The 13,100-nt window shown below is 63.0% G+C and carries 11 protein-coding genes; 7 read left to right on the top strand and 4 right to left on the bottom strand.

Features of this window, described 5'->3' with window-relative positions; genetic code table 11:
* Together ACRECS_RS26705 and ACRECS_RS26700 are read left to right on the top strand one after the other, a co-directional pair.
* The coding region (locus tag ACRECS_RS26705) for a hypothetical protein (protein ID WP_431586011.1) at window positions 1–437 on the top strand (437 nt) is incomplete at its 5' end.
* Between the two features lie 143 nt (window positions 438–580).
* A complete protein-coding gene (locus tag ACRECS_RS26700; protein ID WP_431586010.1) occupies window positions 581–811 on the top strand; it encodes a DUF4170 domain-containing protein in 231 nt (76 codons plus the stop codon).
* Window positions 812–858: 47 nt separating this feature from the next.
* On the opposite strand, the gene ACRECS_RS26695 is transcribed toward ACRECS_RS26700, so the two are convergent.
* The 4 genes from ACRECS_RS26695 to carA form a co-directional block, all read right to left on the bottom strand.
* The gene (locus ACRECS_RS26695; protein ID WP_431586009.1) at window positions 859–1,413 is read right to left on the bottom strand and encodes a rhomboid family intramembrane serine protease; all 555 of its coding nucleotides are present in this window, start codon (window positions 1,411–1,413) and stop codon (window positions 859–861) included.
* Window positions 1,414–1,493: 80 nt separating this feature from the next.
* Complete coding sequence (greA, locus tag ACRECS_RS26690; RefSeq protein WP_034161200.1) at window positions 1,494–1,970, bottom strand: transcription elongation factor GreA; 477 nt, start codon at window positions 1,968–1,970, stop codon at window positions 1,494–1,496.
* Window positions 1,971–2,051: 81 nt separating this feature from the next.
* Entirely contained in the window at window positions 2,052–5,387 is a 3,336-nt protein-coding gene (gene carB, locus ACRECS_RS26685) for a carbamoyl-phosphate synthase large subunit (protein WP_431586008.1), read from the bottom strand.
* A 213-nt stretch (window positions 5,388–5,600) separates the two neighbouring features.
* Entirely contained in the window at window positions 5,601–6,785 is a 1,185-nt protein-coding gene (gene carA / locus ACRECS_RS26680; protein ID WP_431586007.1) for a glutamine-hydrolyzing carbamoyl-phosphate synthase small subunit, read from the bottom strand.
* Window positions 6,786–6,915: 130 nt separating this feature from the next.
* Here carA and ACRECS_RS26675 point away from each other — a divergent pair, with 130 nt between their 5' ends.
* From ACRECS_RS26675 to ACRECS_RS26655, 5 genes are all read left to right on the top strand, one after another.
* Window positions 6,916–7,368, top strand: coding sequence for a GatB/YqeY domain-containing protein (locus ACRECS_RS26675; RefSeq protein ID WP_431586006.1), 453 nt, complete (start codon window positions 6,916–6,918; stop codon window positions 7,366–7,368).
* 136 nt (window positions 7,369–7,504) lie between these two features.
* Window positions 7,505–7,822 carry an endonuclease domain-containing protein gene (locus ACRECS_RS26670; protein ID WP_431586005.1) on the top strand — a complete coding sequence of 106 codons (318 nt, stop codon included), beginning with the start codon at window positions 7,505–7,507 and terminating at the stop codon, window positions 7,820–7,822.
* A 4-nt stretch (window positions 7,823–7,826) separates the two neighbouring features.
* Window positions 7,827–9,743, top strand: coding sequence for a DNA primase (dnaG, locus tag ACRECS_RS26665; protein ID WP_431586004.1), 1,917 nt, complete (start codon window positions 7,827–7,829; stop codon window positions 9,741–9,743).
* On the top strand, window positions 9,740–11,749 hold the full coding sequence (gene rpoD / locus ACRECS_RS26660) for an RNA polymerase sigma factor RpoD (RefSeq protein WP_431586003.1): 2,010 nt from the start codon (window positions 9,740–9,742) through the stop codon (window positions 11,747–11,749). The genes dnaG and rpoD overlap by 4 nt, the downstream gene beginning before the upstream one ends.
* 614 nt (window positions 11,750–12,363) lie before the next feature.
* A partial coding sequence (locus ACRECS_RS26655) for a PAS domain-containing protein (RefSeq protein WP_431586002.1) occupies window positions 12,364–13,100 on the top strand: 737 nt, incomplete at its 3' end.

The raw sequence follows: 13,100 nt of genomic DNA, 5'->3' as shown, positions 1-13,100 counted from the left end.
ACGCTACCCCCAACACTGCCGCCCGCTCCGCTCCGAAGCGCAACGCGCTCGAAAAGACCTATGACAAGGCCGCCAAGGCGATCGACAAGGGCCGCAAGTCCGCGCTGAAGACCGCACGCTCGACCGCCGACAGCCTGGAGGCTAACCCGCTGGCGCTGCTGGCCGGTGGCATTGCACTCGGCGCCGTGGTCGGTGCACTGGTGCCGCGCAGCGAGCGCGAGGGCAAGCTGCTGGCGCCGGTCGGCAAGCGCATCACCGACACCGCCGGGGCGGCAGCCAAGGCGGCGCGCGATGCCGGCAAGGCGGAACTGGATTCGCTCGGGCTGAACAAAGCGGCGGCGCGCGATCAGGCAGGCAAGTTGCTCGGCGGCGTGGTGAAGGCGCTGGCGACGGCGGGTGCCGCCGCGGCTCAGACCGCGAAAGACAAAAAGAAATAGCCTCTCGACCGGGATGGTGTGTCGGTCACAAGGCCACCCTCCCGCTCCCGCCGGCACGCCAGACCAGCTTTGTCACGACCGTTGCGGCCATTGAGCATGGCCCCTAAGGACATGCGCGACTCCTCTCCCTGGACACGCATATCATGAGCAAACTCCACCTCGTCTTCGGCGGCCGCGTCAGCGACCCGCGCACTCTCGACTTCGACGACCTCGACTCGATCGAAATCGTCGGCGTGTTCCCCGACTATAAGAGCGCCGAAAAAGCCTGGCGCTCGGCCGCACAGCGGACCGTTGACGATGCCGAGATGAAATTTGTCGTGGTGCATCTGCACCGGCTGCTCGAACCGGACCTGATGTCGCCCCCGGCGGCGTAGGTCGTCACGCCCGCTGGATCGGACGAGATCCAGCGGTCGCGTTCACATCAGGCGCGGCGATACTGCCATTTGAGCAGCGGGCGCGCCAGCGCGACACCGGCGGCAAGGCCGCCAAGCGGTTCGATGATCGTGACCGACAATTCGAAGCTCCGTGCAAGGAGCGAGAAGACGACCTGGATGCCGAGCCAGACGCCGGCCAGCATCGCGATCTGCACCCCGCGGCTCTGGCCGTGCCCGATCGGGATCGCGCGCGGCACGCCGTAGAGCATGAAATAGGCGCCGATGATTGCGAACACGGCCGGATCGAGCCCGGCGCTGGGCATCATCGAGCCGGGCGTCAGCACGAGGCGGGCGAGCGCGCCGGCATAGGCGCCGGCCACGAAGAGAATGCCCAGCCCGACCGGCCGCAACGCCTTTTCGACATAACGGCCGGCGATCAGCAGGAAGATCAGGTTGAAGGTCGCCGAGAGGAAATCGCGCGCCAGAAACGCCGAGGCAAGCGGCGACAACCAGGACCGAACCGGGTCGTCGCGCCAGCCGCCGGTGACGAAATTCTGCGGGATGAAACCGTACGTTATCGACGCTTCGGCCAGGCCCACCACGGCGAAGGCGAACAGCAGTACGAAGACCGAAAACGCAATCAGCGCATCGGTGAAGCGTCCGCGCGGAAGATCGATCCCGTTCAGATGAATTCGATCTTCGACACGACGTACCAGCGGTCGCCCGACGGCACGGTCACTTCGACCTCTTCATCGACCTTGCGGCCGATCAGCCCGCGCCCGAGCGGCGAGTTGTACGAGATCCGCCCGCCCTTGGCATCGGCCTCGGTCTGGCCGACGATCTGGTACTTCACCGGCTTCTCGTCTTCGTCGAGCAGAGTCACGGTCGCGCCGAACACGACCTTGTCGCCCGACAATTCCTTCGGGTCGATGACCTGCGCACGGGACAATTTATCCTCGATATCGCTGATCGAGGCTTCGATCTGGCCCTGCCGCTCCTTGGCGGCATGATATTCGGCATTTTCGGAAAGGTCGCCATGCGCGCGCGCTTCCTCGATCGCGTCGACGATCTGAGGGCGCTCCGCCTTAAGCCGTTTCAGGTCCGCATTGAGCTTCTCATAGCCCTCTTGCAGCATCGGCATCTTTTCGACGGTAGCCATCCCTTACAGTCCTTCGTCTTCAAAAATTCCCCGTTGGCCGACCCTGATGGGCCCGCCCGCACGTTGTTCTCATGTGGGGAATTAGTTGTGCGAGTGCGAATAATAGGATTGCAGAGGCCGTACTTCAAGGTCGTGTGTCGCAAGGGCCACAATCGCCTGTGCCGCTTCGACACTTGCCGGCGCCGTGGTGAAGTGCGGAATCTTCTGCACCAGCGCCGCCGCGCGGATCGGCTGCGAATCCTTGAGCGATTGCCAGCCCTCGGTGGTGTTGAACACCAGGTCGATATCGCCGTCCTTCATGCGGTCGACGATATGCGGCCGCCCCTGCGCCACCTTGTTGATCCGCTCGACCGGCACGCCGTTGGCTTCAAGGAAGGTCGCGGTGCCGTCGGTGGCGATGATCCGAAAACCCTGCGCGGCAAGCAGCTTGGCGGCGGGCAGGATGACCGGCTTGTCGCCTGGCTTGACGCTGATGAACACATTGCCCGAACTGGGTAGCACCGTCCCCGCCCCAAGCTCGGCCTTGGCAAAGGCGATCGCAAAATTGCTATCGATTCCCATGACTTCACCGGTGGACTTCATTTCCGGCGAGAGGACAGGATCGACCCCGGGGAAACGGTTGAACGGGAACACCGCCTCCTTGACCGCGAAATAATCGATGTGGCGATCGATCTTGGGCAGGTCGGCGAGCTTCTCGCCCGCCATCACCCGCGCCGCGATCTTGGCAACCGGCGCGCCGATTGCCTTGGCGACGAACGGTACGGTGCGGCTGGCGCGCGGATTGACTTCGATCAGATAGACCAGGCCGTCCTTGACCGCGAACTGGATGTTCATCAGCCCGACCACCGACAGCGCATGCGCCAGCGCGATCGTCTGGCGCTCGATTTCGGCAATGACCGCGTCCGACAGGCTGTAGGGCGGGATCGAACAGGCGCTGTCGCCGGAATGGACCCCGGCTTCCTCGATATGCTGGAGCACGCCGGCAACCGTCACATCGGTGCCGTCACAGATCGCGTCGACATCGACCTCGACCGCATCACGCAGATATTGATCGATCAGCACGGGCGAGTCGCCCGACACCTGCACCGCGGTCTGGATGTAATCGTCGAGCTGAACCGGCGAATCGACGATCTCCATCGCCCGCCCGCCAAGGACGTAGCTTGGCCGCATCAGCACCGGGTAGCCGATCCGCTCGGCGACCGCGATCGCCTCGTCACGGCTGCGCGCGATGCCGTTGGCCGGCTGGCGCAGGCCAAGCTTGGTGACGAGCGCGGAGAAACGCTCGCGGTCCTCTGCAAGATCGATCGCGTCCGGGCTGGTGCCGAGGATCGGGATGCCGGCCTGTTCCAGCGCATGCGCGAGATTGAGCGGGGTCTGGCCGCCGAACTGGACGATCACCCCGACCAGCGTTCCCTTTTTCTGCTCGACATGAAGGATCTCGAGCACATCCTCGGCGGTCAGCGGTTCGAAATAGAGCCGGTCCGAGGTGTCGTAATCGGTCGACACTGTTTCCGGGTTGCAGTTGACCATGATGGTCTCATAGCCCGCCTCTTCCAGCGCGAAGCAGGCGTGGCAGCAGCAATAGTCGAACTCGATCCCCTGCCCGATCCGGTTCGGACCGCCGCCAAGGATGACGACCTTCTTGCGGTCGCTCGGCTGGCTTTCGCATTCGGGCTCGCCAAAGCTCGGCGCTTCGTAGGACGAGTACATATAGGGCGTTTTGGCGTCGAACTCGGCGGCGCAGGTGTCGATGCGCTTGAACACCGGCCGCACGCCGAGCTTGTGGCGCAATGCGCGCACTTCGTCCTCGGTCACGCCGCCGGTCATCGCCTTGACCGCTTCATGGATCAGGCCCGAGCTGCGCGCGATGCCGCGCTCGCTGCCGCCGCGCAGATTGGCCGATTTGAGCGCGAGATAAGCCAGACGCTTGTCGCTGAAGCCCATTGATTTGAGCTTGCGCAGGCCGGCCGCGTCGCGCGGCAGGCCCTGTGTGCAGACCTGCTCCTCGGCGGCGATGATCTCGGCGATGCGCTCCAGGAACCAGGGATCGTATTTGGCGATCGCATGCACTTCGGCGACGGTGAAGCCCTCGCGCAGCGCCTGTGCCGCGACCAGCAGCCGGTCAGGCGTGGCGCGCGCCAATGCCGCCTCGATTTCCGCACGCGGTGCGCCCTGCAGCGCCTCGACCATGTTGAAGCCGCTCAGGCCGGTTTCCAGGCCGCGCAGCGCCTTCTGCATCGATTCATGGATGTTGCGGCCGATCGCCATCACTTCGCCGACCGACTTCATCGCGGTCGACAGGATCGGCTCGGCGCCCTTGAACTTTTCGAACGCGAAGCGCGGGATCTTGGTCACGACATAGTCGATCGTCGGCTCGAACGAAGCCGGGGTCGCACCGGTAATGTCGTTCATGATCTCATCGAGCGTATAGCCGACCGCAAGCTTGGCCGCGACCTTGGCGATCGGGAAGCCGGTCGCCTTGGAAGCCAGCGCCGAGGAGCGCGACACGCGCGGGTTCATCTCGATCACGATCAGGCGGCCATCCTTCGGATTGACCGCGAACTGCACGTTCGAGCCGCCGGTCTCGACGCCGATTTCACGCAGGCACGCGATGCTCGCGTTGCGCATGATCTGATATTCCTTGTCGGTCAGCGTCAGCGCCGGCGCGACAGTGATGGAATCGCCGGTATGGACGCCCATCGGATCGATATTCTCGATCGAGCAGATGATGATGCAATTGTCGTTGCGGTCGCGCACGACCTCCATCTCATATTCTTTCCAGCCGAGCAGTGATTCCTCGATCAGCACCTCAGTGGTCGGCGATGCGTCGAGGCCCTTGCGGACGATTTCCTCGAATTCCTCGCGATTATAGGCGATGCCGCCGCCGGAGCCGCCCATGGTGAAGCTTGGGCGGATGATCGCCGGCAACCCGGTGCGCTCGAGGCCCGCAAGGGCCTCATCGATCGTGTGCGCGATCGCCGAGCGTGCGCTTTCAAGGCCGATGCGGTCCATCGCCTCGCGGAATTTCTGCCGGTCCTCGGCCTTGTCGATCGCCTCGGCATCGGCGCCGATCATCTGCACGCCGTATTTCTCCAGCGTGCCGTCGTTGAACAGTGCCAGCGCGGTGTTGAGCGCGGTCTGCCCGCCCATCGTCGGCAGGACGGCGTCGGGGCGTTCCTTGGCGATGATCTTGGCGACGATCTCCGGCGTGATCGGCTCGACATAGGTCGCATCCGCCAGCTCGGGATCAGTCATGATCGTCGCCGGGTTCGAATTGACCAGGATGATGCGATAGCCCTCCTCGCGCAGCGCCTTGATCGCCTGCGTGCCGGAATAATCGAACTCGCACGCCTGGCCGATCACGATCGGACCAGCGCCAATGACGAGGATGGAGGAGATGTCGGTGCGTTTTGGCATTAAAAGTGCTTGCTTCCGAGTTCTATCAGCTTTTCGAATGCTGATTTATCCAACCTAATCGTTTGAGACAGTTTGCCGGGCTTTTCTCTAGTAGCTCGTCCGTAAGTGTCGATCTGGATGAATTTTTCTTTCCCACAGTCGACGAGACGAACGATCGCCGAACTCACCTCATCATGAGGAGTCGCCTTATCCAGGTGCTCCACATCGAACTTCCTAACGGTCGCCATGGTTCACCTCGCCAAGCATCCCAACAAACCGCTCGAACAGATACAGGCTGTCCTGCGGTCCCGGGCTCGCTTCGGGATGATATTGCACGCTGAACGCGGGCCGGTCGGTCAATTCGAACCCGGCATTGCTGCCGTCGAACAGCGACACATGCGTTTCGCGCGCCGTTGCGGGCAGCGTTTCGCCGACCACTGCGAAGCCGTGGTTCATCGAGGTGATCTCGACCGCGCCGTCGCTGAGCCGCTTGACCGGATGGTTGGCGCCGCGGTGCCCCTGGAACATCTTGGTCGTCTCCGCCCCGACCGCGAGGCCGAGCAGCTGATGACCGAGGCAGATGCCGAACAGCGGGATGCGGGTTTCGAGCAGCTGCTGGATGACCGGCACGGCGTACTCGCCGGTCGCGGCGGGATCGCCCGGGCCGTTCGACAGGAAGATGCCGTCGGGCTTGAGCGCCATGACCTGATCGAAGGTTGCGGTGGCGGGCAGGACGCTGACCTTCGCCCCGGCCTGGACCAGATTGCGGTAGATGTTGCGCTTGGCGCCGTAGTCGATCGCCACGACATGCGGGCGGGCCGTGTCGCCGGGGGCGTCGCCATAGCCGAAGCCAAGCCGCCAGATGCCGCCGTCCCAACCATAATGCGTCTCGGTGGTGACCTCGATCGCCAGGTCCATGCCCTCAAGGCCGGGCCAGGCGCGCGCCATCTCGAGCAGTTTCGGAATGTCGAACTCGCCCGTCGCGGAATGCGCGATCACGCCGTTCGGTGCACCACCGGTGCGGATGCGGCGCGTGAGCGCGCGCGTATCGATCCCGGCCAGACCGATCCGGTCATGCGTCTTCATCCAGCTGTCGAGCCGCTCGACCGAGCGGAAATTGGACGGCTCGGTCACATCCTCGCGCACGATGATGCCGAGCGCATGCGGGTCGTTCGCCTCGATATCCTCGGGGTTGGCGCCGACATTGCCGATATGCGGAAAGGTGAAGGTGATGATCTGTCCGGCAAAGGAGGGATCGGTCATCACCTCCTGATAACCGGTCATCGCGGTATGGAAACACACTTCACCGACCGCAGCGCCTTCCGCGCCGAAGCCTCGGCCCCATGCGACGTCTCCGGATGCGAGGACCAACACCCCCGTGGCTCCTTCAGGCGCAGCAATAGGTTTGGCGTCGGCCATCGTGGCGGGCACTCCATGGGGTTTCAATGTCGCTAAGGGGCGGGAGCTAGAGGCGCGAACCCGATGCGTCAATCTGTTAAAGACATGACGGTTCGGCTAGGCGTCGAGATTGCCTTCGAAGGACGTTAAAATGATTCGCGACGACATCAAGACCGCGCTCGTCACCGCCATGAAGGGCGGGGACAAGGCCGGCACCGCCACACTCCGCCTCGTCCAGTCGCAGATCAAGAATCGCGACATCGAAGCGCGGGTCGGCAAGGCGCCAGAAAGCGACGATGCGCTGGTCGTCGAAGTGCTGCAGAAAATGGTCAAGCAGCGCCGCGAATCGATCGACATGTTCGTCAAAGGCGGCCGCCAGGAGCTTGCCGACGGCGAAGCGGCGGAAATCGCGGTGATCGAGGCGTTCCTGCCGCAGCAGATGAGCGAAACCGACACGACCGCCGCGATCGAGGCGATCAAGGCGGAGCTCGGCGCGAGCGGCATGAAGGATATGGGCCGCGTGATGGCGAAACTGAAGGCGCGCCATGCGACGACGCTGGACATGAGCAAGGCGAGCGGGCTGGTGAAGGCGGCGCTGAGCTGAGATGCGCAACGACGCCCTTCTTCCTCCCCTCCCGCAAGCGGGAGGGGATCGAGGGGTGGGCCCCCGGTTTCGGCTGGGAAGGCCGACCGCGAGGGCGCGAGACCTACGCAACAATGCGACGCTGCATGAGCGGAAGTTGTGGCAGCAACTCAAGAGCGGACGATTGAATGGCCTCAAATTCAGCCGCCAGCTACCAATCGCGGGATATTTCGGCGATTTTGTCTGTCGATCATGTAAACTGGTAGTTGAATTAGATGGCAGCCAGCATCTGGAAGCTGATACTCGGGATGCCGAGCGGACTGCAGCGATTGAGGCGGCCGGTTATCGGGTCATTCGGTTCTGGAACAATGATCTGACCGCGAACATGGAGGGCGTTCTGGAAGCGATCGCGAATGCTGCGATCCAGGTTGATCGCGAGCCCACCCCTGCCCCTCCCGCGAGCGGGAGGGGATAGAAAGGTGACCCTCACCCCGCAATTTCTCGACGAACTCCGCGCCCGCACCCTTTTGTCCGCGCTGATCGGGCGCACCACCAAGCTGCAAAAGGCCGGCAAGGAATATCGTGCCTGCTGCCCGTTCCATAACGAGAAGACGCCAAGCTTCTACGTCAACGACGACAAGGGCTTTTATCACTGCTTCGGCTGCTCGGCGCATGGCGACGCGATCAAATGGCTGACCGACCAGCGCGGCCTGCCCTTCATGGATGCGGTGAAGGAACTCGCCCAGGCAGCGGGCATGGAATTGCCGGCGATGGACCGGCAATCGGCGGAAAAGGCCGAGCGCGCCAAGGGACTGCATGAGGTCTGCGCCGATGCCGCAAGCTGGTTCACCGACCAGTTGAACGGCATTGCCGGCACCGAAGCACGCGCCGTGCTGGAACGGCGCGGCATCAAGGCCTCGACCGCCAAGGAGTTCGCACTCGGCTTTGCACCCGATTCGCGCGGGAAACTCAAGGACGCGCTTAAGGATTATGGCGACCCGTTGCTGGTCGAATCCGGCCTGCTGATCTCGGTCGAGGGCAAGGAGTCGTACGATCGTTTTCGCGGGCGGCTGATGATTCCGATCCGCGACCCACGCGGTCGCACCGTCGCGTTCGGCGGGCGGATCATCGGGGATGGCGAGCCGAAATATCTCAACTCGCCCGAGACGCCGTTGTTCGACAAGGGCCGCACGCTCTACAATCTCGACAGGGCCGCAGCCGCCAGCCGCAAGGCCGGCCGGATTCTGGTCGTCGAGGGCTATATGGACGTCATCGCCCTCGCCCAGGCCGGCTTTGGTGAAGCGGTAGCCCCGCTCGGCACCGCGCTGACCGAAGCGCAGCTCGAACGGCTATGGCGTCTCTCGGATGTGCCGATCCTGTGTTTCGATGGTGATTCGGCCGGGCAGAAGGCGGCAATCCGCGCCGCCAACCGGGCGATGCCGATGCTTGGGCCGGGCCGCAGCCTTGCCTTCGTCACGCTGCCGCAGGGCCAGGACCCGGATGATCTGGTCCGCGCCAAGGGTCCCGCCGCGTTCGAGGCGCTGGTCCAGGCGGCCGAACCGCTGGTCGATCGGCTATGGACTCATGAACGCGACGCGGAGCCGCTCGACACGCCGGAACAGAAAGCCGGCTTCAAGCGCCGTTTCACTGATCTGGCCAATGCGATCGCCGATCAGGATGTCCGCACTGAATATCTCGCCGAATTCCGCCGCCGCTTCGACAAGATGTACGAGAAGGAGCGCAAGGAATGGGCGCCCCGCCCGCCCTTCGTGCCGGGCAAGCGCGGCGGTCCGCGGGACAAATGGAAACCGCCGATCGGGCCAGTCACGGATTATGCGAAAAGCGTCGGCGCCACCGGCATCGACCGCATCCTCGCCAAGGCGATCCTGGCCGGGCTGATCCGCCATCCGGCCGAAATTGCACGCCATATGGAAGTGCTGGGATCGCTCAAACTGGCCGATGATGCACTCGCCAAATTGTTCGAGGCGGTGGTGAATCTGGCGATTAAAGATGCAAATAATGGCGGGGCGCTTGATAGCGAGGGCCTTCTCACCATATTGGCCTCATCTGAATTTGATATAATCGCGCATGATCTTCTGCGGGCCGACCAATTATCGTGTTCGTTTACGCAAAAGGATGCCGAGCCACAACGGGCCCGCGACGACCTCGACGAGGCAATCGCGATCCTGGTGTCTCGGCCCGAAGTGGACGCAGCACTGGCCGAGGCGACGGCGACGATGAAGGCGCACTATTCGGATGCAACGTTCGATTGGGACGGAGCGTTCGAAAAGCAGGTCGCGCTGGTGAAGGAACAACAGGCGCTTGACGCTCGGCTTGCAAATCTAGTGCAAGCGAACGAAGACGCCAGAGCTTTTAGTACCGAGGGCAATGAATGACTGATACGACCGAGACGACCGATGCGCCGTTGATCGATCTGAACGACGCGTCGATCAAGAAGCTGGTCGCACGCGCCAAGAAGCGTGGGTACATCACGTACGAGCAGCTCAACGAGGCGCTGCCGCAGGATCAGATGTCATCCGATCAGCTCGAGGATGTCATGTCCGCGCTGAACGAGATGGGCGTCAACATCGTCGAAAATGACGAAGCCGGCGAGGATGGCGAGGACAACGAGCAGGCCGAGGACGAGGTCGAATCGGTCGATACGGCCGAGGAAAGCGCGCCCTCGCTCGATGTGAAGAAGAAAGAGGTCATCGATCGTACCGACGATCCGGTGCGGATGTACCTGCGCGAGATGGGCGCAGTCGAGTTGCTCAGCCGCGAGGGCGAAATCGCCATCGCCAAGCGGATCGAGGCCGGCCGCGACACGATGATCCTTGGTCTGTGCGAAAGCCCGATCACCTTCAACGCGATCATCGACTGGTCGAACGCGCTTAACGAAGGCACGATGCAGCTGCGCGAGATCCTCGATCTCGATGCCATGCTGTCGAAGGACCCGGCCCCCGAATCGCTGACCGACGATGAGGACGGCGAAGGCTCGGGCGAGATTTCCGAAAAGACCGCCGGTCCGTCCTTCAAGGAGGAAGATGAGCCTGAAGAGGCACCCGCCGACGAGGATGAGGATTCGATGACCGAGCGGCGCACGCCGCGTCCGTCGGACGATGAGGAAGAGGACAACACCCTCAGCCTCGCGCAGATGGAAGAACAGCTGAAGCCGCAGGCGCTTGAACGCTTTGCGAGCATCACTGCGCTGTATAAGAAATTCTCGAAGGTGCAGCAGCAGCGCCTCGAGGCGATGGGCGCCGGCGGCGAGCTGTCGGCCGCGGACGAGCGTAAATATCACAAGCTGCGCGAAGATCTCACCGCGGAAGTGGAGAGCGTCCAGTTCCACAACGCCAAGATCGAATATCTCGTCGATCAGCTCTATGCCTTCAACCGGCGCCTGACCGCGCTGGGCGGGCAGATGCTGCGCCTTGCAGAGCGTCACAAGGTGCCGCGCAAGGACTTCCTCGACCGCTATATCGGCCATGAGCTGGACGAGCAGTGGATCGCCGGGCTCGGCAAGCTCGACAAGAAATGGACTGCGTTCGTCGAGAACGAGAACGACGCCGTCGACCGGATTCGCATGGAGATCGCCGAGATCAGCCAGGCGACGGGCATGTCGCTCGCCGAGTTCCGCCGCATCGTCAACATGGTGCAGAAGGGCGAGCGCGAGGCGCGTATCGCCAAGAAGGAAATGGTCGAGGCCAACCTGCGCCTCGTGATTTCGATCGCCAAGAAATACACCAATCGCGGGCTGCAGTTCCTGGATCTGATCCAGGAGGGCAATATCGGCCTGATGAAGGCGGTGGATAAGTTCGAATATCGCCGCGGCTACAAGTTCAGCACTTATGCGACCTGGTGGATTCGTCAGGCGATCACGCGTTCGATCGCCGATCAGGCGCGCACCATCCGTATTCCGGTGCACATGATCGAGACGATCAACAAGCTGGTGCGGACCAGCCGCCAGTTCCTCCACGAGCAGGGCCGCGAGCCCACACCCGAGGAAATGGCCGAACGGCTGTCGATGCCGCTCGAAAAGGTCCGCAAGGTGATGAAGATCGCCAAGGAGCCGATCTCCCTCGAAACGCCGATCGGCGACGAGGAGGATTCGCATCTCGGCGATTTCATCGAGGACAAGAATGCGATCATCCCGGTCGATGCGGCGATCCAGGCCAACCTCAAGGAAACCGTCACGCGGGTCCTGGCGAGCCTGACCCCGCGCGAGGAACGCGTGCTGCGCATGCGCTTCGGCATCGGCATGAACACCGATCACACGCTGGAAGAAGTCGGCCAGCAGTTCAGCGTGACGCGCGAGCGTATTCGCCAGATCGAGGCCAAGGCGCTGCGCAAGCTCAAGCATCCGAGCCGGTCGCGAAAAATGCGCAGCTTCCTCGACCAGTAAGACTCGGGGACGGCGGATGAGCCAAGAGCCCATCCGCCGCCGCGCCGGTCGCCATCCGCAAACGGCCCGAATGAATCGTGGCACACCGCAATCATGCCGGTGTCGGTCACTCTGTCGATGATGTCCTGGCGACCCGCGCGAGGCGGGGCACGGTCGCTCACCCTTTCAAAACAGGCGCAGATCGCAGATCAGGGCGCTTATGATCGGTGAGACAGAGTGCGCCCCGGCGGAAGGGGACCATTCTTCCGCCGGGACCGGGCACGCCTCCGGAGGGTGGCGACGTACCGCTCTTTTCCATCGGGAGCGCGGGACCTGCTATCCCGACGGAAAACCTTAAATCTTGGTGGGTGGTATTTGACGTGCCCCGCTTCCCCTCCTGTCTTGATCGAGTTTTAGCGGTGCCTATTTACCATTGAGCCACCGGAGAATGGTTCCGAATCGCGTGATTCACGCCGGCGGGACATTGAAATCGCGGCAAATTCGGCGTGAATTTGGTCCGTTTCGGAGGTGTTGCCCGGTAACCATGTAAAATACTCAACCGGAGTGGATTATTAGCCTTGCACTTGCGGCTTTAAAGGTGGCTTGTTCAGGTTCCCAAGAAAGGGAGCAATGACATGACCGCATCCGCCCAAATCATTCCGCTCGACCCGCCTCGCGATCATATCGTTACTGCGTCTGATCTCGTGCGTCACTTTGGAGTCTGGCAGGAGCGAGCGATCCGCTCGCCGGTCTATATCCTGCATCGCGGCCGGCCGCGGCTGATCCTGACATCGATCGACGTGATGGATGCCCTTTGCGCGCCGCATGCGATCGGTGCCGGCGGTAATGATCCGGGGAGCGCCGCGTTGCTCGACTCGGTCGATGACATGGTCATTCTTGCCGACCAGGATTTGCGCGTGACCGCCGCAAGCCGATCGGCACGCGCGTATTTCGGCACTGCGGTCGATCCTGGCCATGCCATCGACGCGCTCGGCCCCGACGCCGCGCGACAGTTTCTCGCCGAGGCAATCCACCGTGTTGCGGCATCGGGCCTGACCGAGTCGCTCGATCTGCCGTCGATCCGCTACGGCAATCGCAGCCTGACCATTTCGATCCAGCCGCACCCGGGCGGTGTTGCGCTGTTCGTCCACGACGTCACCATTGCCAGCGACCTGCGCGACGCCGAGGCGGAACGCCATGCCACCAGCGAGACGATCGCCGCCATCCCCGGCATCGCCAGCGCGCGAATCAATCTGCGTGGCTATCTCGACCACCCCGAAGCACCGCTTGCCAAGCTTTCCGGGCTCTCGATCGATGCATTGTCGAGCGTTCGCTTCGTCACCCTGCTCGACATCGCCTCGCGAGTCGGAGT

The sequence above is a fragment of the Sphingomonas sp. genome (assembly GCF_050725575.1).
GTDB lineage: Bacteria > Pseudomonadota > Alphaproteobacteria > Sphingomonadales > Sphingomonadaceae > Sphingomonas.
This window is presented reverse-complemented; position numbering and strand designations above follow the sequence as displayed.

Bases quoted from the DNA above. Each gene is read 5' to 3' on its own strand.
- ACRECS_RS26700 (WP_431586010.1), top strand. From the start codon at position 581: ATGAGCAAACTCCACCTCGTCTTCGGCGGCCGCGTCAGCGACCCGCGC.
- rpoD (WP_431586003.1), top strand. From the start codon at position 9,740: ATGACTGATACGACCGAGACGACCGATGCGCCGTTGATCGATCTGAAC.
- ACRECS_RS26675 (WP_431586006.1), top strand. From the start codon at position 6,916: ATGATTCGCGACGACATCAAGACCGCGCTCGTCACCGCCATGAAGGGC.
- carB (WP_431586008.1), bottom strand. From the start codon at position 5,387: ATGCCAAAACGCACCGACATCTCCTCCATCCTCGTCATTGGCGCTGGT.
- greA (WP_034161200.1), bottom strand. From the start codon at position 1,970: ATGGCTACCGTCGAAAAGATGCCGATGCTGCAAGAGGGCTATGAGAAG.
- carA (WP_431586007.1), bottom strand. From the start codon at position 6,785: ATGGCCGACGCCAAACCTATTGCTGCGCCTGAAGGAGCCACGGGGGTG.